Source organism: Flavobacterium sp. MMLR14_040 (assembly GCF_033657265.1).
Taxonomy (GTDB): Bacteria; Bacteroidota; Bacteroidia; order Flavobacteriales; family Flavobacteriaceae; genus Flavobacterium.
The window spans coordinates 107,635-132,906 of record NZ_JAWVWO010000002.1 but is presented as its reverse complement, the minus strand read 5'-3'; the positions used below and the strand labels follow the sequence as shown (position 1 = coordinate 132,906).

Annotated in this window: 25 protein-coding genes, 1 tRNA gene and 2 pseudogenes; 12 read left to right on the top strand and 16 right to left on the bottom strand. The window is 33.2% G+C overall.

The annotated features are described in order from the left end of the window. Nucleotides 1-9: 9 nt before the first annotated feature. Complete coding sequence (locus SD960_RS03295) at nucleotides 10-1,824, top strand: RagB/SusD family nutrient uptake outer membrane protein (RefSeq protein WP_318800947.1); 1,815 nt, start codon at nucleotides 10-12, stop codon at nucleotides 1,822-1,824. A 34-nt stretch (nucleotides 1,825-1,858) separates the two neighbouring features. Beyond that, nucleotides 1,859-3,004 (top strand): annotated as a pseudogene (locus SD960_RS03290) (DUF4957 domain-containing protein); the annotation flags it as partial. Here the strand turns inward: SD960_RS03290 and SD960_RS23690 are convergent. Then, nucleotides 2,971-3,099: pseudogene (locus SD960_RS23690) on the bottom strand (hypothetical protein); the annotation flags it as partial. The pseudogenes SD960_RS03290 and SD960_RS23690 sit on opposite strands and share 34 nt — an antisense overlap. Between SD960_RS23690 and SD960_RS23685 the strand changes: the two are divergent. Further along, complete coding sequence (locus tag SD960_RS23685) at nucleotides 3,092-3,430, top strand: DUF5123 domain-containing protein (RefSeq protein ID WP_413230375.1); 339 nt, start codon at nucleotides 3,092-3,094, stop codon at nucleotides 3,428-3,430. The pseudogene SD960_RS23690 and the gene SD960_RS23685 overlap by 8 nt on opposite strands. A 130-nt stretch (nucleotides 3,431-3,560) precedes the next feature. Here SD960_RS23685 and SD960_RS03285 read toward each other — a convergent pair whose 3' ends face one another. The 4 genes from SD960_RS03285 to SD960_RS03270 all read right to left on the bottom strand — a co-directional run bounded on the left by SD960_RS03285 (nucleotide 3,561) and on the right by SD960_RS03270 (nucleotide 5,936). Then, a complete protein-coding gene (locus SD960_RS03285) occupies nucleotides 3,561-4,133 on the bottom strand; it encodes a pentapeptide repeat-containing protein (RefSeq protein ID WP_318800945.1) in 573 nt (190 codons plus the stop codon). A gap of 41 nt (nucleotides 4,134-4,174) precedes the next feature. Next, nucleotides 4,175-4,375: a hypothetical protein gene (locus SD960_RS03280; RefSeq protein ID WP_318800944.1), complete on the bottom strand. Its 201-nt coding sequence runs from the start codon at nucleotides 4,373-4,375 to the stop codon at nucleotides 4,175-4,177. Nucleotides 4,376-4,446: 71 nt separating this feature from the next. Beyond that, nucleotides 4,447-5,367: a helix-turn-helix domain-containing protein gene (locus tag SD960_RS03275; RefSeq protein WP_318800943.1), complete on the bottom strand. Its 921-nt coding sequence runs from the start codon at nucleotides 5,365-5,367 to the stop codon at nucleotides 4,447-4,449. After that, entirely contained in the window at nucleotides 5,364-5,936 is a 573-nt protein-coding gene (locus SD960_RS03270) for a DUF6642 family protein (protein WP_318800942.1), read from the bottom strand. Before SD960_RS03270 ends, SD960_RS03275 begins: the two co-directional genes overlap by 4 nt. A gap of 213 nt (nucleotides 5,937-6,149) precedes the next feature. On the opposite strand from SD960_RS03270, the gene SD960_RS03265 reads away from it, so the two are divergent. The 3 genes from SD960_RS03265 to SD960_RS03255 all read left to right on the top strand — a co-directional run bounded on the left by SD960_RS03265 (nucleotide 6,150) and on the right by SD960_RS03255 (nucleotide 9,124). Beyond that, complete coding sequence (locus SD960_RS03265) at nucleotides 6,150-6,965, top strand: DUF5684 domain-containing protein (RefSeq protein ID WP_318800940.1); 816 nt, start codon at nucleotides 6,150-6,152, stop codon at nucleotides 6,963-6,965. A 114-nt stretch (nucleotides 6,966-7,079) separates the two neighbouring features. Then, the gene (locus SD960_RS03260; protein WP_318800938.1) at nucleotides 7,080-8,339 is read left to right on the top strand and encodes a putative DNA modification/repair radical SAM protein; all 1,260 of its coding nucleotides are present in this window, start codon (nucleotides 7,080-7,082) and stop codon (nucleotides 8,337-8,339) included. Between the two features lie 5 nt (nucleotides 8,340-8,344). Then, nucleotides 8,345-9,124, top strand: coding sequence for a TIGR03915 family putative DNA repair protein (locus SD960_RS03255; RefSeq protein ID WP_318800936.1), 780 nt, complete (start codon nucleotides 8,345-8,347; stop codon nucleotides 9,122-9,124). Between the two features lie 72 nt (nucleotides 9,125-9,196). Here SD960_RS03255 and map read toward each other — a convergent pair whose 3' ends face one another. The 4 genes from map to SD960_RS03235 all read right to left on the bottom strand — a co-directional run bounded on the left by map (nucleotide 9,197) and on the right by SD960_RS03235 (nucleotide 11,005). Further along, entirely contained in the window at nucleotides 9,197-9,961 is a 765-nt protein-coding gene (gene map, locus SD960_RS03250; RefSeq protein WP_318800934.1) for a type I methionyl aminopeptidase, read from the bottom strand. Between the two features lie 24 nt (nucleotides 9,962-9,985). Beyond that, entirely contained in the window at nucleotides 9,986-10,348 is a 363-nt protein-coding gene (locus tag SD960_RS03245) for a nuclear transport factor 2 family protein (protein WP_318800932.1), read from the bottom strand. A 143-nt stretch (nucleotides 10,349-10,491) separates the two neighbouring features. Next, nucleotides 10,492-10,749 carry a hypothetical protein gene (locus SD960_RS03240; RefSeq protein WP_318800931.1) on the bottom strand — a complete coding sequence of 86 codons (258 nt, stop codon included), beginning with the start codon at nucleotides 10,747-10,749 and terminating at the stop codon, nucleotides 10,492-10,494. Between the two features lie 182 nt (nucleotides 10,750-10,931). Continuing rightward, nucleotides 10,932-11,005 (bottom strand) — tRNA-Met (locus SD960_RS03235). A gap of 153 nt (nucleotides 11,006-11,158) precedes the next feature. On the opposite strand from SD960_RS03235, the gene SD960_RS03230 reads away from it, so the two are divergent. Further along, entirely contained in the window at nucleotides 11,159-11,551 is a 393-nt protein-coding gene (locus tag SD960_RS03230) for an START-like domain-containing protein (RefSeq protein WP_026984135.1), read from the top strand. A gap of 54 nt (nucleotides 11,552-11,605) precedes the next feature. After that, complete coding sequence (locus tag SD960_RS03225) at nucleotides 11,606-12,445, top strand: aminotransferase class IV (RefSeq protein ID WP_318800927.1); 840 nt, start codon at nucleotides 11,606-11,608, stop codon at nucleotides 12,443-12,445. Here SD960_RS03225 and SD960_RS03220 read toward each other — a convergent pair. The 6 genes from SD960_RS03220 to SD960_RS03195 all read right to left on the bottom strand — a co-directional run bounded on the left by SD960_RS03220 (nucleotide 12,442) and on the right by SD960_RS03195 (nucleotide 18,419). After that, nucleotides 12,442-13,002: a YqgE/AlgH family protein gene (locus SD960_RS03220; protein ID WP_073396461.1), complete on the bottom strand. Its 561-nt coding sequence runs from the start codon at nucleotides 13,000-13,002 to the stop codon at nucleotides 12,442-12,444. The genes SD960_RS03225 and SD960_RS03220 overlap by 4 nt on opposite strands. Before the next feature lie 129 nt (nucleotides 13,003-13,131). Continuing rightward, entirely contained in the window at nucleotides 13,132-13,404 is a 273-nt protein-coding gene (locus SD960_RS03215; RefSeq protein ID WP_042567273.1) for an HU family DNA-binding protein, read from the bottom strand. A gap of 182 nt (nucleotides 13,405-13,586) precedes the next feature. Continuing rightward, complete coding sequence (gene fmt / locus SD960_RS03210; RefSeq protein WP_318800923.1) at nucleotides 13,587-14,534, bottom strand: methionyl-tRNA formyltransferase; 948 nt, start codon at nucleotides 14,532-14,534, stop codon at nucleotides 13,587-13,589. Further along, the gene (locus SD960_RS03205; RefSeq protein ID WP_318800921.1) at nucleotides 14,534-16,429 is read right to left on the bottom strand and encodes an ATP-dependent DNA helicase RecQ; all 1,896 of its coding nucleotides are present in this window, start codon (nucleotides 16,427-16,429) and stop codon (nucleotides 14,534-14,536) included. Before SD960_RS03205 ends, fmt begins: the two co-directional genes overlap by 1 nt. A gap of 64 nt (nucleotides 16,430-16,493) precedes the next feature. After that, complete coding sequence (locus SD960_RS03200; RefSeq protein ID WP_318800919.1) at nucleotides 16,494-17,027, bottom strand: ATP-binding protein; 534 nt, start codon at nucleotides 17,025-17,027, stop codon at nucleotides 16,494-16,496. 477 nt (nucleotides 17,028-17,504) lie between these two features. Then, complete coding sequence (locus tag SD960_RS03195) at nucleotides 17,505-18,419, bottom strand: alpha/beta hydrolase family protein (RefSeq protein ID WP_318800917.1); 915 nt, start codon at nucleotides 18,417-18,419, stop codon at nucleotides 17,505-17,507. Between the two features lie 337 nt (nucleotides 18,420-18,756). On the opposite strand from SD960_RS03195, the gene SD960_RS03190 reads away from it, so the two are divergent. The 4 genes from SD960_RS03190 (at nucleotide 18,757) to SD960_RS03175 (ending at nucleotide 22,246) form a co-directional block, all read left to right on the top strand. Beyond that, complete coding sequence (locus tag SD960_RS03190; protein WP_042567278.1) at nucleotides 18,757-19,053, top strand: DUF493 family protein; 297 nt, start codon at nucleotides 18,757-18,759, stop codon at nucleotides 19,051-19,053. Between the two features lie 3 nt (nucleotides 19,054-19,056). After that, entirely contained in the window at nucleotides 19,057-19,776 is a 720-nt protein-coding gene (locus SD960_RS03185) for a DUF4290 domain-containing protein (RefSeq protein ID WP_318800916.1), read from the top strand. 196 nt (nucleotides 19,777-19,972) lie between these two features. Continuing rightward, nucleotides 19,973-21,286, top strand: a complete 1,314-nt coding sequence (gene murA / locus SD960_RS03180; protein ID WP_318800915.1) for a UDP-N-acetylglucosamine 1-carboxyvinyltransferase — start codon at nucleotides 19,973-19,975, stop codon at nucleotides 21,284-21,286. 84 nt (nucleotides 21,287-21,370) lie between these two features. Beyond that, nucleotides 21,371-22,246, top strand: coding sequence for a cation diffusion facilitator family transporter (locus tag SD960_RS03175; protein WP_318800914.1), 876 nt, complete (start codon nucleotides 21,371-21,373; stop codon nucleotides 22,244-22,246). Nucleotides 22,247-22,641: 395 nt separating this feature from the next. On the opposite strand, the gene SD960_RS03170 is transcribed toward SD960_RS03175, so the two are convergent. After that, nucleotides 22,642-25,131: a DUF5686 and carboxypeptidase regulatory-like domain-containing protein gene (locus SD960_RS03170; protein WP_318800912.1), complete on the bottom strand. Its 2,490-nt coding sequence runs from the start codon at nucleotides 25,129-25,131 to the stop codon at nucleotides 22,642-22,644. Nucleotides 25,132-25,272 lie beyond the last annotated feature (141 nt).

Here is a 25,272-nt window from a genome sequence, read left to right as displayed (position 1 = left end):
TATCACAAAATGAAACATAAAATAATAATAGCAGGATTGATAATTTCAAGTTTATTTAATTCTTGCCAGCAATTCGAAGACGACTATTTAGACACATCAGCACCATCAACATTAGAGCCATCTTTGATTTTTTCTGCAGCAGAACTTGCAAAAGGAGCAGTTGATGGAATTAAAGTACCGTTTGCTGAGACGAATTCTTACAGAGGAAGATTTTTACCTTATTATGGATTAAATACAGATGCAGAGTGGTATAATGCTTCTCAAACAGCAGGAGATAAAGCAGATTTGTGTGTTTATGATGCAAGACCGGGAAATACGGAGATGAACACTACTACCAATGCTTATGCAATGATGTACGCGGGTATTGAACGTGCTAATGTTTGTATTAAGGGTATACGTCAATATGGAAATCCTTTACCGGGAACAGAAATGGGACAGCTTTTAGGCGAAGCTTTGACGTTAAGAGCTATTTACTATGCTGATTTAGTTAAAGCATGGGGAGATGTTCCGGCCCGTTTTGAACCTATTACTACTGCAACTTTATATTTGCCTAAATCAAGCAGAGATGTTATTTACAAACAGTTAATAGCAGATTTAGGAGAAGCATCAACATTGGTAGCATGGCCTAACGAAACTAATTTTACAAGTACAGTAGAACATATCAATAAGGCTTTTGTAAAAGCATTCAGAGCGCGTTTGGCTTTGGCAGCAAGTGGCTATCAACAATATCCTGATGCAGTAAGAAGAAGTAATGATCCTGAACTTTCGGTAGCTACTATGTATGCATTGGCATTAAAAGAATGTCGTGAAGTTATTCAAAGTGGTTCTGCTCATTTGGAATCTACTTTTGAAGGGCTGTGGAGAAAATACAATCAGGAAATTACTACTGCTGGTGGAGAATCTCTTTGGGAACTTCCTTTTGCTGATGGTCGTGGCCGTATGTTATTTACGTTTGCAGTAAAACATACTTCTATTAGCGATCAGTTTCAGGCTAATGGAGCTAATCGTGGAGGTGTAGCGGGTCCATTGCCATTTGTTTTTTACGATTATGACCAGACAGATTTGCGTAGAGATGTTACTTGTGTACCTTACAAATGGGGTACTGCTGTAGCGGCATCTCCATTTCCTGTTGCTAAGCAAGAGTTAGGTTCAATAGATACGTGGTACTTTGGTAAATACCGTTATGAATGGATGACACGCAGAGTTACTTCAGATAATGATGATGGAGTGAATAAAATGTACATGCGTTATGCTGAGGTTCTACTTATTGCTGCTGAAACAGCAAACGAATTAGAAGGAGCTGGTGCAGCAATGCCTTATTTAAAAGAAATTAGAAGAAGATCATTTCCTGCAGCAGTTCAGACTGAAAAAGTAGAGAACTATGTAAACGCTCTAAGTAGTAAAGAAGCTATGTTTAATGCTATTGTTGAAGAGAATAAATATGAGTTTACCGGAGAAATGGAGCGTAAACAAAATTTAATTCGTTGGAATTTGTTAAAAGTAAAATTAGATGAGGCAAAACAAAAAATGACAGATTTAGCTGCCCGTGCAGGTCAATATGCTGACGTACCTTCAACTTTGTACTACAAGTATAAAGCAGATAATGTAAGTTTAGACATCTACGGATTAAACAGAGGAGAAACAACAAATCCGGGAGTAACGTATACATCTCTTGCCTGGACATGGACCGGTACAGCTGCAGATGCTAAAATTGCATCGCTTTATAAACCGGGAGTTAACCCTGATAACAGACAATTCTGGCCAATATGGCAGGTGTTTATTGACGGAAGTAATGGTCAGTTAAAAAATGATTACGGTTATTAAATCTTTAGAAATTAATAATAAATTATAAGTTATTATGATGAAAACAAAATATATATTTATAGGATTAATAACCGTATTATTTCTTGCAATTGGAGTTTCAGGTTGTGAAAGTTATAACGAAGAGTTATTAGATGGTATAGGAAATACAAGAGAATATTCTCCGATTGGCCTTAAAGCCATAATTAGAAATAGTACTTCAGTTGAATTAAACTGGACAGCTAAAGAAGATGAAAATGCAGATCATTATGTAGTAGAATTTAGTGCAGATGATCCTGAGTTTAAAACGATTTATAAAACAATAAACGTTACTTCAAAAGAATTACCCGTACAGGTTGCCTTAGAGGGAGAAACTACTTATTCGATAAGAGTAAAAGCGGTAAGTGCTACCGGTATTGCAGATTCTAATTGGTCCGTTACCACAGCTACAACATTATCGGAACAAATTTTCTTGCCAATTAAGGCAGAAGAAATCGAAGCTGGTTCTGTTATTTTGCGATGGACACCTAACAGTAATGTGACTCAAATTTCATTCCAGCCGGGTGATATAACTCACACTATAACAGCGGAAGAAAAAACAGCGGGAGTAGCAATTGTTACCGGTTTAACTCCAGAAACAAATTATACTGCTACTTTAAAGAATGGAACTAAAACAAGAGGAACACTAACATTTACCAGCGGTATTGATCTTACAAAAGGCATTGTAATAAATCCGCAAGACGATTTAATAGCTAAGGTAGCTCAGGCACCATCAGGATCGAGATTATTACTTATGCCAGGTGTTTATCAGACAACGGGTGAGGTGATTGTAAACAAAACACTTATCTTTAGAGGTGTAAGACCAGAGAATAAACCAAAACTGACTGTGAAATTCACTCTGGCTAATAATCCTGCTAATACTGGTGAAACAGTGAGTTTGTCTCTGATTGATCTGGATTTGAATGGAAAAACTTTAACTGGCGGCGCAATAGCAATTAGCTCAGCACAAGCAGTGCCTTTAGGAGATGTATTAATAAGCGCTTGTTATGTTCATGATTTTCCTTCTCAACTGATGTACGGAAATGCAGCAGCCAGATTGAAATCATTTACTGTAGACAATAGTATTATTAAAAATGTAAATAATGCTTCAGGAGCTGATTTTATTGATTTTAGAACTACGCATGTTGCAAACATTACTTTAACAAAAAGTACATTTGATACTTGTTCATCACGCGACTTTATACGTTTAGATGCTGCTGCTGGTTTCTCGGGAACAGGTTTAACAAGTAATGTGTCAATTGATGCATGTACTATATATGCTCCTACATTACCACTTGCAAGTAGAATTTTATATGTACGTTTTGCATCAAATGTATTAACAGTGACTAATACATTGTTTTCAGTTGGATTAGCAGTTTACACAAATTCAACGATAACAAACGCTCCTGGTTTTTCAAATAATAATAATTATAATTCAGCTAATTTACAGCTTATAGGTAATAATAACAGACCTGATGCTGCTGCTACAACATTAAACCCACAGTTTACAAATGCTGCAGCAGGTGATTTTACAATTGGTAATCAAACTTTAAAAGATAATGCAATTGGAGATCCACGTTGGATTAAATAAGATTTTTTTATAGAGTTAGTTTAAAAGGGATGTAGTTTTGTACTACATCCCTTTTGTATTTCTAGCTTTGTCAAGTTTCAAAACTTTGACAAAAGATTATGAGAGTGAAAACTGAAAAACTGAGACTGAGCTACTCAATATCCAAATCAAATTTCTCTAATAATCCTGCCAGCGCTGTATGAGAAACTTTGGTTCCTTTGATTTTGTTTTCAGATGGATCAAAAGCATAATTTCTTGAAGATCGAAAATCAGCTTTTTCCAAGATACATTCCACGAAAGTGGCATTAGAAAGATCGCAGTTTTTAAAAATAGCCAGAGACAAATCTGTATTCGAGAAATCAACATCTTTCAAAGAGCAATCAATAAACTGGGTTTTCTTTAATTTTTTATAAATGAAAGTCGAATAATCAAGCATGCAATCTTCAAAATTCATTGAAAACAAAAAGCTGTTACTCGAACTAAAGTCCAAACCCATTAATTTACAGCCAATAAATTTGATATTTTTTAACCCCGTATTTTTAAGAATTGCCAATGAAAGATTGCAGTTTTTAAAAGTACAATCTAAAAAATCAATATAACTGAAATCACCTTTAGAGAAGTTGCAATTGATGAATTCACAGTTTATAAATTCGTTGTCGGATAATTTTTGATCAGAATAATCAATTGTGTCGAATGTTTTGTTTTGATGCAATGCAGTTTCCATAGAAATAAATTAAAATTAGGGGAGAAGAGTTATGTACGGTTTTATTCTAATTCGATACAATCAAAAATATCGTTTTTAAGAATGGATTCGGATATTTCTGCCTCGCTGTCAATTCTTAAAATATTATCACAATCTTCCAGATCAAAATTCCATAATGCATAGGGTAATAATTTGTGAAGTATTGCAGTTGCTGATTCTAGTTTTGATTTTGAATCAACAGTTGTTTTAAAAACATAAATCATAATTTGCTCTTTTTTACAAGGCAAATTTCAATAAATCAAAGGTAACTTTACTAGGATTTCGTAATCAATAATTAGGACTTATCAATCAATTTTCGATATTGTACAGGACTTATTCCTTCGTGTTTTTTAAAGAATCGGCTAAAATAAGAATGATCTTCATGTCCAACCTGCAGTGCAATTTCACTTATCGAAAAAGTAGTTTGAAAGAGTAAATATTTAGCTTCAAGTAAAATGGTTTCATCAATCCATTTAGCGGCAGATTTGCCTGTTACAGTTTTTATAGATTTATTTAAATGATTAGGCGTAACATTTAATAATGAAGCATAATAATTAACCTGATGGTGTGTTTTGATATTATTGTGAATTAACTCTTTGAACTTGGATGAAAGAATTTCGGCAGCAGAAATACTCTTAAGAGTTTGTACACTATTCTTGTTCATTTCATAAAACAATGCAATTAAATAGGCCTGTACAATATTTAAATTTACAGTTTGAGTTCCTAAATATTCCTGCTGCAACCGACTTAAAATTGTGGTAATAGATTGTACATCTTCTTCTGCTAAACTAATTTTCGGGTTTCCTGATATTTTCAAAAAATCAAAATCATTGATCATTTCGCGATTGCCATATTTTCCAATTAAAATGTCAGGATGAAACTGGCAAACATAGCCGGTATGTGGGATGTTTACATTTTCTATTGAAAAAACCTGACCTGCAGGAACCATAATAATTTCATGAGAAACTGTTCGGTATTCTTCGTAACCAATGTTCATTATATGCTCGCCCGAAGTAATAAATAACAAGGTATGACAACTGTGTTTAGACGGAGGTACTGGATATCTCAATTGCATTATCTCTTCCATTTTCAGGCAAAAAAAATGATCCGAATTTGATTTAAAAAGTAAATGCATCGGATTGTCTTCACCAAGAAATCGTTCCCGAAATCCTTTTGATTCGTATGTTTTTACTTTTTCAGCAGTTTTGTTTCTCATTGTTTAAAATAATACAGTCTAAAATCAAGAAGCTGACACAAAGCATGGTGTTTTTGGTACAATTCTTCTACGACTTCAATAAGATCATCGTTGTCCTGATATAAACTAAAAAAAGCTTTATCAATCGTGCTGCTGCTTGCGATTTTATTATAAGTTGAGCCGTAACCTGAAATAGCGCGTGCACCGGTGATATCCAGAAAATATTGCGCCTCATCTTCATTAAGGTCAAGTATTTTTTTATTGGCAAAATGAATAATTTTTCCTTTCATTTTTCCTTCAAAAAGTTCGGCTATTTCTTCCAGGCTATAGTAATAATCATGAAGGCAAATATTATTTGGTTCGCCCGGCATGACCAGATAAATAATTTCATAATCTTTAAAGTTATGATCTTCATAAAGCAATACATTCAAACTTTCTTCTAAACCTTCAATAGTATCGCAGGTTTTATAAATACTCGAAATTCCCTGATCTATGGCTATTTCTTCCAGATTCTTAACTACTTGAGTCACTACGTGTGTATCTACATCAGGAACGCCTTCCAGACAGAAAATAAATTTTTCATTATCCATACAACTATATTTTCCGGTTGCTGATAAGTGATAAAAGGATCACTTTGTTTTCGTTTTGACAAATGTATTTTTTTATATGGAAAAACTATTGCCAGCAGTTCATTTTAACTCTTTTTTAGAATGAAAAGAGTTTTTGTTTAATCAGAAAATTAGAAAAATGTATGAAATAGATAAATAATAATATATTCGCATTATAACTAAACTTAACCAAAAATGAAAAGAATAATCTTGATTACCATTATTAGTTTTCTCTTGTTGAAATATACATATTTTCTAATATATCCTCTAATTATGTATTTTTCCTGGCAGGCTGATACAATAAGGATAATCTGTATGTTATCATCTTCAATAATAATTTTGAATTATTTTAATGAATTATACAAAATTAATATTTCATACACGAAAGCAATTTTGATAGCATTTGCAATACCCGTTATCTTTTACAGCATTCATTACGGATTTGATTATTACTACTATCAATATACTGATGAAGGAATCAAAGCTTTAAATGCAATGCCTCCGTCAGGATATATAGCTCCGCCAAATGGTGGATTAGGAAGTGTTGAACCATTTCGTTCTCCAATTGATTACTCAATTTTCGATGCGCTTACTCAGAATAATATACGTGAAATTATCTATTTTTATCAAACAGAACAACGTTTTTTAATTTTACTTCAAATTATTTCTTTTCCAATAATATTGCTAATATTTTTCAGTCGTTATCAAATGTTTAAGAAACTCAATCTTAAGCCAGTTTATTCTTTGTTTTATCCGTTTCGTTATTTTTCATTGATTAAAAAATTTGAATTGCCAAGAATATGGAAGGTTTATTTATTTGTGCCTTTTTTAAATATAATATTTAGATATCGAATAAATATCAAAGTCACAAAGTCTTTTAATTTGACGGATTCGGTTGCTATAGGACTTATGTTTTTACCTTTCATATTTTATCCTAAAATTGCTTTTGAAAATAAAGATTATCAAGAAAGTATCTTAGACCAAAATCTTAGCACTACGAATGCTATGTAATTGCTTATCTCAATTTTGATACAATTTGGAACAGTTGAAAATATAAAATTGTAACGATCTATAACTAATTTTGATTGAAACAAATTTATTTCCAAATCAAATAAAAAGGTCAAAATGGTAAACGAGAGAGTAATGGAGAAGCTGGGAATACTGGCAGATGCTGCAAAATATGACGTTTCATGTTCTTCGGCTTTAAGTAATCGAAAAAATAAAGATAAAGGATTAGGAGATTCTAAGGGATACGGTATTTGTCATTCTTTTACAGAAGACGGGCGTTGTGTATCATTGCTGAAAATTTTACTGACCAACCATTGTATTTTTGACTGTGCCTATTGTGTGAGCCGAAAAAGTAACGACATTAAAAGAGCAGCTTTTACTGTTGATGAAGTAGTTAATCTTACGATAGGATTTTACAGAAGAAATTATATCGAAGGACTCTTTTTGAGTTCGGGTATTTTTGATAATGCAGATTACACCATGGAACGTTTGGTTAGGATTGCGAAAAAATTAAGATTAGAACAGAACTTCAATGGTTATATACATCTTAAAGCAATTCCAGGAGCAAGTGATGAATTGTTAAAAGAAGCCGGAATGTATGCAGATCGCTTAAGTGTAAATGTTGAAATGCCAACCGAGCAAAGTTTAAAATTACTGGCGCCGGATAAAAATCACAAAGATGTGATTAAACCAATGGAATATCTTAAAAATGAAATTGTTGGTTATAAAGAAGAGAAAAAACTAAACTATAAAGCACCACTTTTTGCACCCGCAGGGCAAAGTACGCAAATGGTAATTGGCGCCACAAAAGAAAATGATCTTGAGATTCTGGGCATGGCCGATTATTTTTACCAAAAAATGAATATGAAACGGGTGTATTATTCCGGATATGTTCCCATAAGTAACGATAACAGACTTCCGTCGATTGGTACACCAGTTCCTATTATTCGAGAAAACCGTTTGTATCAGGCCGATTGGTTAATTCGATATTATGGATTCAACGTTAATGAAATCGTTGGGTTGAATCAACCCAATCTTGATCTTGACATAGATCCCAAATTAGGATGGGCATTGCGAAATCTGCATCAATTTCCGGTTGATATAAATACTGCCGATTTAGAACTTATAAAACGCATTCCGGGAATTGGTTTTTTGGGTGCGCAGAAAATTGTTGCCGCCAGAAAATTTAAGAAACTAGCTCCTCAGGATTTACAAAAATTTGGTATTGCTTATAGTCGGTCACAATATTTTCTGGCTTTTGCAACACCGTTTCAGATGCAGAAGGATTTAACTTCAATTCAAATCAAGGATAAGATTTTAAATATCCAGAAGAGTAAATATAAAAATGATTTTTCTAACCAACTTGCCTTATTTTAATCAAAATGATACTGGTAATTTATGATGGGACTTATGAAGGATGGCTAACAGCCGTATTTGAGATTTATGAATATAAATTGGAAGATACTGTTTTTAGTAAAAATGGCGCTTGTGATGCGTTATTATTTTCATCCAATCATGTTGTGATAACAGATTTCAAAAAAGCAAATCGTGTTTTAAACGGACTCAAACAACGCCTTTCGGCAGATGGACTTTCAAGTTTTCATAAAGCATTTTTATCTGAAGTAAATCATATAGAAGAAACTATGTTTCAGTTTGCTAAATATATTTTTTCGACCACAAAAAATGTAGAAGAGGATTTTAGTAATGCTGCAGTTTGGGATATACGAAAGGCAACCCGACTGACCGGAAAAGAAGCGCATAGAATGGAAGCATTTGTGCGTTTTAAATTAACCAAAGACCAGCTTTATTATGCAATAATTGAACCTGAATGTGATGTATTACATCTTATAGAAAATCATTTTAAAAATCGCTATGCAGATCAGCGCTGGTTAATTTATGATGCAAAACGTAAGTATGGAATTTATTATGATCTTGAAAACCTTTCGACCGTAGAGTTAGAATTTAATCAAGGACCCGTTTCTTCTAAATTTTTAACTGAAATATGCGACGAACAGGAAGAGTTTTTCCAGCATCTTTGGAAACGTTATTTTAGCAGTGTAAATATTGAGTCAAGAAAAAATATGAAACTGCACATTCAGCATATGCCAAAACGATATTGGAGAAATCTGATCGAGAAAATTCCCCCAATCAACAAAAAATAGTTTTAAACAACAAAGCCTTAATGATTCATTAAGGCTTTGTTGTTATTAGAATATTAGAATTGATATTTTCGTTTAATTCCATATATCATTCATCTCAGTCAGTACAATAGGTTTGCCGTCAGTTACGACAATAGTATGTTCATGCTGCGCCATAAAACCGCCTTTATTGCCAACCATTGTCCAGCCGTCCTGCAAAGTTTCGGCATAGGTTGAGGTTGTCGAAATAAAAGTTTCAATTGCAACCACCGAATTTTTCCTGAATCTGGTCAGGTTAAATCGATCTCTGTAATTCGCTATTTCATGTGGTTCCTCATGAAGACCTCTTCCAATTCCGTGGCCAGTTAAATTTTTAATGACTTTGTATCCTTTTTTCTTAGCTTCAGTTTCGATTAAAAAACCAATATCAGAAATGCGAACTCCGCCCTTTATATTATAAATCGCTTTATGTAGAATTTGTTTTGAAGCCTCAATTAATTTTTGGTGCTCGTTTACATCTGTTCCAATAACAAATGAACCTCCGTTATCAGACCAAAACCCATCGAGTTCTGCAGAAACATCAATATTAATTAAATCACCTTCATTAAGAATTCTTTTATCAGACGGAATGCCGTGACAAAATTCATTGTTTACACTTATACAAGTCCATCCAGGAAAACCATAAGTTAAGTATGGTGCTGATTTTGCGCCTAAGTCATTCAGAATTTTTCCTCCATAATTATCTAATTCCTTTGTGGACATACCTGGTTTGGCAAAATTTCTCATTTCTTTCAAAGTAAAAGCAACAGCTTCACTTGCCTTTTTCATTCCAATTAATTCTGATTCTTGTTTTATAGACATGTTTTTTATTTTAGGAATTCAATATTAATTATTTTCTGCCAATTCAATATCCATCGTTTTTATTAATCCGTCCTGAAAGGTATAAATATGTTTTACCATTCCGTCGAAGATTAAACCGCCTTGCAAATCTTTTACGTTTTGATGCACCTTAACTTCTAAACTTCCATTTTCTCTTTCATCAAAGCCAACAGGTTCTACTTTTGGGTTTATTTCGGTCCATTGTCTTGTCCAATATTCTTTAATTTCATTGTGACCACTTATATAGCCACCTTCCCAGGCTTTAGACCATTGTACATCTTCTTGCATTGTTGATAATGCATTTTCAATATTTCTGTCGTTAAAAGCAGTATATGCTTTATGTATTGTATTTTCAAGTTGATTTGCCATTATTGTTTTGAATTAAATTAGTAGAAATTTTTAATCAAATTTACTTTTGCAATTCTCGAAACTCCTGATTTTTACTAAAAAGAGCAGTTTGTTTGCAGTTATGGCTAATATAAAACTAATTTACTAAAGAGTGAATGGTTTGTCTATTTCTCTTCTTCTGAATTGTCAACAGCAGAAATCTGGTCCAGTATATTGGTTTGATTGGGCGAAATGTAATTTTTGACTTCACTCGTAGTTTCTTTCTTAAAAAGAATATCCAGCGCGTTGTATAGTTTTAATAAAACATCTTTGTCTTCTTTTGCAATTTCTAAGGCAGTATTGAAATTAAAAACATAATTATTCGAATTACGTACCTCTACTTTTATTGTTTTAGATGTGATTTTAAATTTAACTATGTCCATATTTACAACGTATTAACTTTTTCGACTTTTTCTAACCTGTCATTAAAAAGTATTAAAGATATTTAATTATTTAGAGATATAACTTAATTATTTAAAGTTCCTCGCTGCAATTTTTGGTACAAAGAGGAATTAATTTCAATAAAAAAACCCTAATCAATTGATGATTAGGGTTTTTTATTTTGTAGCGAGGACGGGAGTTGAACCCGTGACCTCAGGGTTATGAATCCTGCGCTCTAACCAACTGAGCTACCTCGCCAAGATTGCAAGTGAACCGTGTTCCTCATTGCGGGTGCAAAGATAGAAATATTATTAAAGCTTCCAAGGATAAATTGAAGAAAAAAAAATATTTTTAAAAACGCATTGTTTTTGGACATATATTCTTATATTTCGAAAAAATTAAAAGTAGCACATGGATCCAAAAATACGTTACGAAATAGAGTTTCCAATAAATTCTTCGCCGCAATTATTATATCAATATATATCAACTCCGTCAGGTTTATCAGAATGGTTTGCTGACAATGTAAATTCAAGAGGTGAATTTTTCACTTTTATTTGGAACGATTCGCAGGAAAAAGCACGTTTAGCATCTAAGAAAACAGGTGAGAAAGTAAAATTTAAATGGGTCGACGAAAGTAGTAAAGACACTGAATATTTTTTTGAATTGCATATTTTAGTTGATGAATTAACTAAAGATGTATCATTAATGGTAGTTGATTTTGCAGAAAAAGAAGAAGTTGGCGAAGCTAAACAATTGTGGGAGAATCAGATCTCAGATCTAAAACATCTTATAGGATCTGTTTAGTAAAAGTCTATTTTATGCCTTATATTTGCCCTGAACAAAATTCAGGGTTTTTTTATGATCAATTTTAACGGAAACATAGTAGCGCAAAACGATAATGTATTAACTCAAAATCGTGCGTTTTTGTACGGAGATGGTGTTTTTGAAACGCTAAAAATAATCAATAACAAAATCTTGTTTCTTGAAGATCATTATTTCAGGTTAATGGCTTCTATGCGTGTGGTTCGAATGGAAATTCCGATGAATTTTACGATGGAATATTTTGAAGAACAGGTTTTGAGCCTGGTACAGCAAAAAGGAATTTCAGCATCTGCCAGAGCAAGAATTACCGTTTTTCGAAATGATGGAGGATTGTATTTGCCTCAAACCAATGAAATTTCGTTTTTAATTCATGCAACTGCACTTGATGCTACTTTATATGCGTTAAATACAGATTCTTATGAAGTTGATTTGTATAAAGATTTCTATGTCACTAAGCAATTGTTATCGTCTATTAAAACGACGAATAAAATGATTAACGTTACAGGAAGTATTTTTGCACATGAAAATGGCTTGGAAAACTGTATTTTGCTTAACGATGCAAAAAATGTTGTTGAGGTATTACAGGGGAATTTATTTATGGTTACTGGTAAAAAACTAATTACGCCTCCAGTTTCTGAAGGGTGTTTGAATGGTGTAATGCGTAAACAAATATTAGCTTTAGCCAAAAAAGTTACAGATATAGAAGTGTCAGAAGAAATAATTTCGCCATTTGATCTTCAAAAAGCGGATGAATTATTTCTTACAAATGTGATCACAGGGATACAGTCGATAAGTAAATATCGAAAAAAAGAGTTTACAAGTAATCTGGCTCATTTATTAGTACAAAAACTAAACGAATCCATTTCTGAAAATTAATTCAAATATGGATTTTCAGGTGCATTTGACCAAATAACATAATCTCCGCCCAACTCAATAATTTGTTCTTTCCAAAAATGAGTGGTAGATTTTCCGATAATTTTATTTTTGTAATTATTATCGGCTATGATCCAGGAGTTACCCTGCATCTCACTTTCGAGCTGATTTTCGTCCCAACCTGTGTATCCTAAGAAAAAACGAATATTATTTTTATTAATAGATCCGTCGTTTATTAAGTCTTTGGTCGATTCAAAATCACCTCCCCAATATATACCATTAGAAATCTCGACACTATTTGGGATTAATTCCGGAATATTATGAATAAAATAAAGATTGTCCTGCTCTACGGGACCGCCATTATATATCTTGAAAGTGGCATCAATCTCGGGAATTAAGTCATTAATAGTGTACTTTAAGGGTTTATTAATAATAAATCCTATTGATCCTTCTTTGTTATGGTCTGCTAATAATATTACCGATCTATTAAATGATAAATCTCCAATTATAGAAGGTTCGGCAATAAGCAGGTGTCCTTTTTTTAATTTTTCTGAAATCATACGGCTACAATTTTTATTAAATTTAGTTATAAAATTTTAAAAAAACCAAATAAAATCGTTAAACCGTACAAAAAAACCCTCCATATGGGAGGGTTTTAATTATATTATAAGTTTAGAGAACTTTCTTACTTAGTTCACTGCACCTTCTAATTCAGCACCAGCTTTAAATTTCACTACATTTTTAGCAGCGATTTTGATAGTTTTTCCTGTTTGTGGATTTCTACCGTCTCTAGCAGCTCTAGCAGATACTGACCATGATCCAAAACCTACTAATGAAATTCTTCCACCTTTTTTCAAAGTAGATCCTACATTTCCTAAAAATGATTCTAAAGCTAATTTTGCCGCAGCTTTTGTAATTCCTGCATCAGCAGCGATAGCATCGATTAATTCTGATTTGTTCATAATAATTAGTTATTAATTGTTGGTTAAAAAAAAAATTGTTAATACACAAATTTAATAGGAAATCCGTTCCTTGCAAGTGTTTTCTTTAAATTTAGCAAAAATTGTTAATAACTTGCTTTTTTTGTTCATAAAGCAGGTTGTTTGGCTAAATAATATAGGTAAAAACCCCCGTTTTATTGGTCTTAATAGACTTTTGCGTCTTCTGTAAAAGTGATACCATTTAGTAATTCAGCTACTTGCATTCTCTTTTTTCCAGGTAACTGTAAACTCAAAAGTAAAATATAACCATTCTTAATAGCGATTTTAATTTCTTTTTTAGTGCTAATTAAGCTTCCAATTTCAAAAGAATGTGATTCTAAAACCAATTTTGCCTCATATATTTTAATGCTTAGTTCTTCATTTTTATCTTTCAAAAAACACCATGCTGCAGGATAAGGGCTTAATCCGCGAATTAAATTATTGATTTCGTCTCCGGATTTAGTCCAGTCAATCTTACAATTTTCCTTATTTAATTTATAAGCAGTTTTAATTTCTTCGTTATCTTCCTGAATTGTAGTAGTTACGTTTCCGTTTTCAATAATTTTTAAAGTGTCAATTACAGTTGTACTTCCTAAATTCATTAATCGGTCGTGTAATTGTCCTGCGCTTTCTGTTGGCTCAATTGCAATTTCAGAATTTAAAATCATTGCTCCCGTGTCAATTTTATCATCAATAAAAAAAGTTGTAACACCTGTTTTAGTTTCTCCATTGATAATTGCCCAGTTAATTGGTGCTGCTCCACGATAATTAGGTAATAAAGAGGCGTGAAGATTAAAAGTTCCTAAACCGGGCATTTCCCACACTACTTTTGGCAACATTCTAAAAGCAACTACAATTTGTAAATTAGCATTTAAAGCTTTTAACTCCGCCAGAAAAGTTTCGTCTTTTAAATTAGTTGGCTGTAATAAAGTAAGGTTGTTTGCCAGTGCATATTCTTTCACTGCCGAATATTTTATTTTTTGTCCGCGCCCAGCCGGTTTATCGGCAGCCGTAATAACGCCAACAACATCGTAATTGTTTTTAATAATGGTATCCAGAATGCCAACAGCAAATTCCGGTGTTCCCATAAATATAATTCTCAATTTTTCCATTATGATTTTAAAGTGTATTTATTATTGGGTTGAATGGTAATGTGATTGTTTTCTAATAATTCCTGAAGTACCAAAATAATATCATTGGCATCCATTTTTATTTGTGTCTGAATTTCTCTCGAAGTCAAAGCGGCCGATTTTAATAAATGCAGAATTTTATCTGCAATCGAATCGGCTTCGGTGATTTTTCCTTTTTGAGTAATGCAATAAGAACAAACGCCACAGTTTTCTTTTGTTTCTTCTCCAAAATAATCCAAAATCAAACGGTTCTTGCAGGTTTTATTCTCTTTTATATAATGTAGAACAGACAAAAGCTGTTCTTTTTTTAACTGATTTTGTTTTTCCAGATATTTCGAAACCCTGTTTATCGTAAGATCATCTTCACGAACTTCATTAAATAATATGGTAGCGTCGTTGTTTTTCGATTTGTATTCGATGATTTCTTTTTCGCTAAGTTTTTCTAAAACAGATAAAACCTGTTCTTCTGTGTGATTTGATTTTTTTGCAATCAAAGAAAGATTAAAAGGAGTTTTCATTTCATAAACTCCGGGGTACGTTCTTAATATCGCCAAAATAATTTCCTCATCATTTTGATTCAAACTTATATACCGAATCACTTCTTTTGATTCGATTAAAAACTGCAAGGTGATTTTTTCTGAAAATTCCTGTGATAATGTAATGATTCCCTGTTGATTTAAAAACTGCAAAGCATTGTAAGTTTTTAAAGTGGGAAACTCATATTTATGACAAAAATGATTTAGTTTAAAAGAAAAAGTATCATCTAAACCTTCACCATAAGCAATCTGAAAATAGTTGCAAAGTTTGACATACATCGTTTTTAAAAACTTCTTATCCGGCAAAACACTTAAAAATTGCTGTTCGGTTTGATTTGCATCTGAATTATTATAAAGTAAAACCGAAAAAGCTTTTTCACCATTTCGTCCCGCTCTTCCGGATTCCTGATAATAATTTTCTATATTTTCAGGAAGTTGTGTATGAATAACCGTTTTTACATTGTCTTTGTCAATTCCCATTCCAAACGCATTCGTGGCTACAATAACCTGCGCTTGTTCCGACATCCACAACTGCATGTTTTTATCTTTTTCTTTTGCCGAAAGTCCACCGTGATAATAAGTTGCCTTGAATCCTAATGATTGTAATTGTGACGAAATAGTCAAACATGATTTTCGATTTCGTACATATATAATAGAAGGCTGTGGATTTTTCTTTAAAATTTGTTCGGTCCGATACAATTTGTCTTCGACTTCAAAAATCATGTAAGCAATGTTTTTTCTTTCGAATGATTGCTGAAAAAGCTTTGGATCTTTCAAACCTAATTCTGTATTGATATCTTCAATAACTCTTGGAGTTGCCGTTGCTGTCAATGCTAAAAAAGGAATCTTAGGAAAATATTTTTTAAGCTCGGAAATTTTCAGATAAGCCGGACGAAAATCGTGTCCCCATTGCGAAACACAATGCGCTTCATCAATAGCAATTAAATTTATAGGAAGATTTTTGATGCGTTCCAGAATCCAATCAGACTGAAGTCTTTCAGGAGAAAGATATAAAAACTTATAATTTCCGTATTGACAATTGTCTAATAAATCAATGATTTCTTCCGTATGAATTCCACCTGTCAGAGCAATTGCTTTAATTTCTCTTTTTTGCAAATTTGCCACCTGATCTTTCATAAGTGCGATCAAAGGCGAAATCACCAAGCAAATTCCTTCCTGCATCATTGCCGGAACCTGAAAACAAATCGATTTTCCACCACCTGTCGGAAGCAAAGCAAAAGTATCCTGACCCTCCAAAACCGAATCAATAATTTCCTTTTGAAGCGGTCTGAAACTGTCGTGTTTCCAGTATTTTAAAAGAATTTCCTGTGCTTCTGGCATAGCTTTGGTTTTAAAGTTAAAAATTTAGAAATCAGTTCTAGTTTTACAACTTTAAACCGCCTGCCTAAATTTTATCTAAGATATAAAGAATTCTGTTTTCAACCGTATCTTTAGGTACTTCAATTAAATTGTAGCCATATTTCTTATACGTTTCAACAAGGTGCTTCTGAATCGTTAATGCCTGTTCAAAATTTTCGTAACGCTCTGTATCACTTTCGTAAATTTCTTCCCAAGGCGGTAAAATAAAAGTTTTGGTGTATTTAAAATCCTCACAAGCTTTTACAAAATGCGCCGGATATTCATCACCTATATAATCCATATAAGCTACAACATCAGGAATTCCGCGATCTATAAAAACTACATTATCAGGTTCTTCAATGGCGTTTTCAAATTGTTTAATTCTGCCTTCCAGAAGCATTTCACTAAACAATAGAGGCTGTTCCAAAAACAATTGTTCAATCCCGCGCTGTTGCGCTTCGAGAGTAACTTGTCTTGAAATTTCAGGATAACAGCAGTAGCCACGAGCCACCAATTCGTTAATAAGAGTAGATTTTCCCGTTCCCGGGCCACCAATGAGTACTATGATTTGTTTTTGCACTTTCTAAAAATAAAGCGCAAATTTACCTAAAGTTATTGGTATTTAAAAAGATTATTTTGCTTTAAGCGAATGATTTCGCAATTTGTTGTTATTATGTTGCTGGAATATAAATCGAGAAGCCGCATACCTCGACTAATATTATGTACTGGATTAAAATCCAGCTCTACAATATAAATCATTCCTACGGAATTTTACAATCTTTGAGGAAAGAGCCATAGGTCTCGACCAATATCGTAGAGATGGACTTTAGTACAGCTTAATCCGAAATCCGAAATAGTTATTGTATTTATCGTATTTATTGAGTCCCAGCGGGACGTCATATTTATAGAAAATTATGATGTTGTTTGGTAAAACCCCATCGGGGTGACATTTTTAGGAATCAATGTATCGCTCCTCTGGAGCTTTAAAATGTGGAACATAAAAATTGGCTATAAATATTTTGCTCCTCTAGAGCTTTTACGATTGTAATTTTGAATATCACTCACAAAACAAATACTTCTCAGAACTCGCAACTTTCTTCTTAGAAGGAATAATAATATGCGATTCAAATTTCTTTCCTTTTAGAACATCATTCACAAAATCCAAAACATATTGTTTTCCATCATGAAAAAGATAACCCGAAAATTCATGTCCGCCACCGCAAAAAGTAATCAGTTCAATATCTTTATGTAAATCATTCATATGATTGTAAACCGCATAAGACCCAAAAAGAATCATCCAACCCGAAGAGTTTGTAGGGCAGGAGCGATGCGAACCCGCGGCATAAGGAACAGTATCGTCATTATTTCCGTGTGACAATAACATTGGCATTGCTTTTTCTTTTGTAATCAAATTAATATCCTGAATAGCGCCCGAACCTCCAATGAAACCAGTGTATTTGAAATTTTCAGGTAAATTGTTTTTGTACAAATTCATCAGTTTGTAATCCCAAAATGAAGCGTGGAAACCAATTTCGGCTCCGGCACTGATTCCCGAAATAAATATTTTTGAAGCATCAAGATTATATTTATTGGCATTTTCAATCAAAAAGGAGGTTGCCTGCCACATATCGCTTACGCCAATTTGAATTGCTTTTATTTTTTCGGTTAAAGTTCCTTTGCATCCAAAATCTTTTCCTTTCATATATAAACTGTAGGAAATGCTGGCCACTGCATAACCGTTTTTAGCCATAAACATTCCAAAATCTTTTTCATTTGTGCGTTCTCCGCCTGAAAATCCACCACCAAAAGCAAAAATGATCAACGGAACTTTTTCGTTAGTTTTCTTCTGAGGTAAATACAAATCCAGATCGAGTTTAATAGTGTCATTCTGGAAATAAGTTATTGTTTTTATTTCCTGTGCTTGAATATTGTTGAGTGTGAGTGCGATAAAAAGTAAAAGGATTTTCTTCATTATGTTGTGGTTTTAATCTCGCAAAGTTGCCAAGGCGCAAAGTTAAAAGAGTCAGACTTAAAAAACTTTGCAACTCTTCGACTTTGCGTGGGATTTTTGCAGCAAAGTTTTTCAAATATAAAAGTTAGCCACGAATTTCACTAATTTACACGAATTTTTAATTTAGGAACTTAATTAAACTATGTGAAAATCGTGATTTTTCTAAGTCATTTTAATTAGTGAAAATTCGTGAAATTCTTGGCAAAAAAGCATCATGAATTTCAGGCTAAAAAATCTAAAATCAAAAATCTGAAATCTGAAATCAAAACCGTATATTTGCGTTTATTTTTAATTACGAATGGAGAACGATAAAGAAAAAAACACCGCCGAATTTTACGAAAGATTAAAAGTAGAGCTGGATAACGCAAATACCTGGCCAGCTGAATATTTATATAAATTCATAGTACCTTCAGTTGCCGATAATGTAGAGCGCGTTGAAAAAGCTTTTGACAGTATGGGCGCGGTTATCAAAACAACAAAATCTAAAACAGGTAAATTTACCAGCGTTTCTGTAGATGTTACAATGAATAGCTCTGACGATGTCATTGGTAAATACAAAGAAGTTTCTACAATAGAAGGTATAGTTTCATTATAACTTATGATCGAAAAATATAAAAAAGAAGTCGCAAATGATGTTGTTTTTAATTTAGAATACAATTCTGAAAGACAACGATTAATCATTCCGGAATATGGTCGTCATTTGCAAAAACTGATCGATCAGGCAACTGCAATTGAAGATGCCGATACGCGCAATAAAGCTGCAAAATACATTATTCAGGTAATGGGAAGTCTAAATCCGCACTTGCGTGATGTGCCTGATTTTCAGCATAAATTATGGGATCAGCTTTTTATTATGTCTGATTTTAAATTAGATGTAGAATCGCCATATCCAATTCCTTCAAGAGAGGTTTTAGAACTAAAACCAGATGTTTTGCAATATCCGCAAAATTTTCCAAAATACAGATTTTATGGTAATAACATCAAGTACATGATTGATGTTGCCAATAAATGGGAAGAAGGCGAAATGAAAAATGCATTGGTATTGGTAATCGCCAACCACATGAAAAAATCATACCTGAGCTGGAATAAAGACACTGTAAAAGACGATGTAATTTTTGAACATTTGTTTGAATTGTCTGGTGGAAAAATCAACTTGTTGCAAAGTACAGAAGAGCTTTTAAACACAACTGATTTATTGCGTACCAACAAACGTATGTCGAATAAAATTACACCGGCAGGTCAGCCAAAAATTCAAAGCAACAAAAACAATAAAGGTCCGGGAAAACCAAAACCTTTTCAGAAAAATAATCAAAAGTAAATAAGGTACTAAGTTTCTAAGATGCTAAGTTGCTAAGTTTTTTTTTAGCTCAGAATCTCAGAGTCTCAGTAACTCAAAGCCCTAAAAAACAAAAACAAAAATAAAAAAAGGGACTAAGATCCTAAGATGCTAAGCTGCTAAGATTTTTTAGCTTAGAACCTTAGAACCTCAGAACCTCAGAACCTAAAAGAGAAATATGGGAATTTTTAAAATCGAAGGAGGAATTCCTTTAAAAGGAGAAATCACTCCGCAAGGAGCAAAAAATGAGGCATTACAAATTTTATGTGCCGTGCTTCTAACGGGAGATAAAGTAAAAATTAATAATATTCCCGATATTATTGACATCAATAAATTAATCACTTTGTTGGGTAATTTAGGAGTTAAAATTCAACGAAATGAACCGGGTTCGATTACGTTTCAGGCTGATGAAGTTAACGTTGGTTATTTAGAAACAGAAGCTTTCAAAAAAGAAGGTGGAGCGCTTCGTGGTTCTATTATGATTGTTGGACCGCTTTTGGCACGTTTCGGAAAAGGATATATTCCAAAACCGGGTGGAGATAAAATTGGTCGTCGTAGATTAGATACACACTTTGAAGGTTTTATTAACCTTGGAGCAAAATTCAGATATAACAGAGAAGATCACTTTTATGGAGTAGAATCTCCTGCAGAAGGATTACAAGGAACAGATATGCTGCTTGACGAAGCATCTGTAACCGGAACGGCAAATATTGTAATGGCAGCCGTTTTAGCAAAAGGACAAACAACAGTTTACAACGCTGCATGTGAGCCTTACCTGCAACAATTGTGCAAAATGCTAAACTCAATGGGAGCTAAAATCACAGGAGTTGGATCTAACTTATTGACTATCGAAGGTGTTGAAAGGCTTAGTGGTTGCGAGCACAGAATTCTTCCTGATATGATCGAAATTGGTTCTTGGATTGGTCTTGCGGCCATGACAAAAAGCGAAATCACGATCAAAAATGTAAGCTGGGAAAACTTAGGTTTGATTCCGAATACATTTAGAAAATTAGGTATTACGATCGAAAAACGTGGCGATGATATTTTTATTCCTGCTCACACAGACGGGTACGAAGTAAAAACAGATATCGACGGTTCTATTTTAACAATTGCAGATGCGCCTTGGCCAGGATTTACACCTGACTTATTGAGCATCGTTTTGGTTGTGGCAACACAGGCAAAAGGTGATGTTTTAATTCATCAGAAAATGTTCGAAAGCCGTTTGTTTTTCGTTGATAAATTAATCGATATGGGAGCAAAAATTATGTTATGTGATCCGCACAGAGCTGTGGTTATGGGACATAATTTCGAATCTCAATTGAAAGCAACAACAATGTCATCTCCGGATATTCGTGCGGGTATTTCATTATTAATTGCTGCACTTTCTGCAAAAGGAACAAGTACAATTCAAAATATAGAACAAATCGACCGTGGATACGAGCGTATCGATGAGCGTTTAAGAGCTATTGGAGCAAAAATCGTGAGAGCGTAGAAAGTTTCACGAATTCGCGAATTTAAATATCAAAGATTATTAAAATAATTTGTGAATTCGTGGCAAAAAAATAAATGTCGTTAAATGACAAATGAACAAAAAGCTATAAAAGCTACTTACTTTAGTATAGCCGGAAACACCTGCTTGGCCCTTATAAAAGGCTTGGCAGGTTTTTTTGGCAATTCTTATGCCTTGATAGCAGATGCTATCGAATCAACGACAGATATATTTTCTTCCTGTCTGGTTTTATTCGGAATTAAATATTCAAATAAACCAGCCGATGATAATCATCCTTACGGACATGGACGAGCCGAACCTTTAATTACTTTTTTGGTTGTTGGGTTTTTAATTACTTCAGCAACTATTATTGGTTATGAAAGTATTTCTAATATTCAGTCCTCACATGACTTGCCAAAATCCTGGACATTATATGTTTTAGGCGCCATTATTATCTGGAAAGAATATTCTTTTAGAGTCGTAATGAAACGCAGTAAACAAACCAATAGTTCGGCTTTGGCCGCTGATGCCTGGCACCATCGCAGCGATGCTATTACTTCGGTAGCAGCATTTATCGGAATTTCATTTGCCTTGTTTATGGGTAAAGGTTATGAATCTGCAGATGATTGGGCGGCACTTTTTGCTGCTTTTTTTATCTTATACAACAGTTATAAAATTTTCCGACCTGCTCTTGGCGAAATCATGGACGAACATTTAAACGATGATTTAGTCGAAGAAATTCGTGTAAAATCCTTAAAAGTAGACGGAATTCTGGGAACCGAAAAATGTTTTATTCGTAAAGCCGGTATGAAATACCACGTAGACCTTCACGCAATAGTTTCGGCCAAAATTTCGGTAAAAGAAGGACATGATTTGTCGCACAAACTTCAGGATACTTTAAAAGAAAAAATCCCGCAATTGGGAAATGTTTTAATACATATTGAACCGGATGATTATCATTGAGGAAGGTTCTAAGATACTAAGGTTTTCTTAGATGATGTAAAAAATTAAAATCCGTTTATTCTTAATGAGTACACGGATTTTTATTTGGGCGTTACCTACGGCCGGGCTATCCGCTATATCTTTTTGTTTTTAAAGAAAAAACAAAAAGGATAACGCTTCTATCCCTAACGCAATCTAAGGTAAATAGAAGTTTAAAGTTTTTAATTTACATATGGTTTTGTCACTTCGACGAAGGAGAAGTTACATCCAGAGAGCAACGAAAAGTAATTCCGCAATCAAAATCGCCAATCTTTGTCGAGTTACTAGCGAAGATCCCTCGTTCCTCGGGATGACAAGATTGTGAAAATTTAAAATCTGCTTAATCTGCCAAATCTGCGTGAAATAATTAATCGCTATTAATCTAAAACATTTAAGATTTTTAAACCAAACACAACACCATTTTGTTCAATTCCACTTTGATAAGAATGCACATAATCAACCCTAAACAATTTAAATTTTCCAAAACCTAAATTATCCAAACCAACTGTAAATTCAGAATAAGGTTTTCTACCGGGAATCGCTAAAGAATGAAAACCAAGATTCATCGTTGATTTTAATAAATTCAATATCGGAATTTTATTCATAATAAATCCGGTATCATTGTATTCTAAATGATTTTCAAAGTAACGATCATTCGTACTATTGCTGTAATAAGGCATTAAATTAAAAACATTCAAATAGCGGTCAGTTGTGCCAATATGGGTTTGGTTTCCGTTAAAATGTCTGTAATCAATAAAAGAAATATTTTCGGCATTAAAGAATTTTCCGGCTCTCAAATTCATTCCTAAAATCCCTTTGTTTCCTAGTGATAAATCATATTGAACTGCTGCGCCAATTCGCTCAAATTCATATTTTTTCTCACTCGCGGCAAAAGCTTTTTCAAAGACTAAAAATATCGTTGGATATTTGTCATCTTTAAAATTATATCTTCCGTCTGGTCTCGAAATGTATTTGTTTCCAAAATTAATTCGTGCAGTCAAAGCAGCTTTAAACAAATGATGCTGATCAAAAGCCGGAGTATCAAAATCATTTGGCGCAAGCGGATTATTAGACGAATAAAAATCATCTCGTTTAAAGAATGAATAATCAGTTGTATTAAAAAGCGGTTTACGTTGTTCATACGCCACTTTTCCATTCAAATTTATTCCGTTTGCCACATCCTGAGCATAATTAATCTGAGCGAATTCCAGATTATACAATTTCACATAATTGTCTTTAAAGAATAAGGAACTTATAGAATTTACAAATTTGCTTATCGGTTCTGCGCTATTAAATTGGGCTACTTTTGTTCCTCCGGAAACGCCAATTGTAGCATAATTGATATTGTTGAATTTATGATTAAATTCTCCAATAGCACGAAAACGCTCATCAGAAAAACCGTAATTAAAAGTCGTTTTAACAGAAGTACTTTTTCCTTCCTCTTCATTCCATTTTTTGAAAGAAAAACCAGAATCCAGATTAAATCCCTGAACCGTATTAAAACTTAAAGATGTAATATTCAATAATCCATCATAACTAAAAGAGTATTTTTTGAAAGTATTTTTATAATCATAACCTGCTAAAATATCCCAAACTTTAAATTTGTTATTTTTTGTATCAACAGAATCGGTATATTTTTGAGATTTTCGAATGATTAGTAAACTGTCTTTTTTTGTATAATCCGAGCTTTCTTCAAGCGTTAGTGGAATAGGACGTATTTCATTCCAAAAGGCATTGTCTTTTTTATTGGCATTGGCTTCAAAAGCAACAATTTCATTGCCAAAAGTTTTCTTTTCGAAGGAATCCGGAAATTCATAATTCGAATAGATATAATTGAATTGTCCAGAGAATTTTACACCAAAAATACCGGCATTAAAAGAAAGTGTCTGTGCGTTTTTGGACCAGATTTTGTTTGCAGTATTATAATTAAAGCTTTGTTTTAAAGTCATTACCTCAGTAAATTCATTTTTCATTCGGTACCCTTTTATATCAAGATCAATTGCATAAATCGCAAAACTATCATCAACAATATAAATATAACCTTCAAAAACAGGTTCTTTATCGCGTTTTGGGATTACTTTTATTTTATTGACTTCGTGATTATTGGCGTCAAAAAAAGTTCCTTCGAGTTTGTATTTGTAATAATTGAAAGCGTTGTCGGCAATAGGAGAAATGAGCCTGACGTCAAAATCTAAAGTGTTATCATAAAAATCATAATAAGATAAAGTGGCAGTATTATAGCTATAACCTTTATTGTTTCCTGAAATGCGCGAAGCAATAATTTTCTCTTTTAGTTTATTGGGTTTTTCAAAAGTAATTTTTGACACGGTCTCAGATAAATACAAAATCCCGGTTCCGGTTGAATCCAGGTTGGAAGCCATATCATCGCCAAGATCTACTTTTTGTCCCAGAATTTTTTTAGGCAAATCTTTGACCTTCAACATTCCCTTCGAATAAAAATCAGCCGTATATCTGGAAGTTTTTTGAGAGTTTTCTTTTTTGTTTGCAATGGCATTTTTTATAATGGCATTTGCAGGATTGTTCTTCGGGTCGATTACAACCTCGTTTAAGGTAAAACTTTCCTCCAGCATTTTTACATCCAAAGTAATTGTTTTGGAATCTGGCGAAAGTGTAATTTTCTGAGTTTTAAATCCCAGATATTGAAAAATAATTCTGTTTTTTCCGGTTTCTTTTACGTTAAGCTGATATTTTCCCATCTCGTTTGAGGTTGTTCCTGTATATGTGTTTTCTTCAAAAACAGAAACAAAAGGCAGCGGATTACCTTTTTCATCGGTAACAGTTCCTTTGATTTGAGCAAAATTGGTAATAGAAAAAAATAAAAAGGCAAGCAAAATGTAATTTTTCATAGAGGCTTTTTCTCTAACAAAAATAGGATATGTTGAGAGTGAGCTTATTAAAAATTTGTTAAATTGTAATTTGTTTTAAGACCAACTTTTTTGTCAGGCTGAGCGGAGTCGAAGCCCTCGTTCCAATTGGAGCGCCCTTCG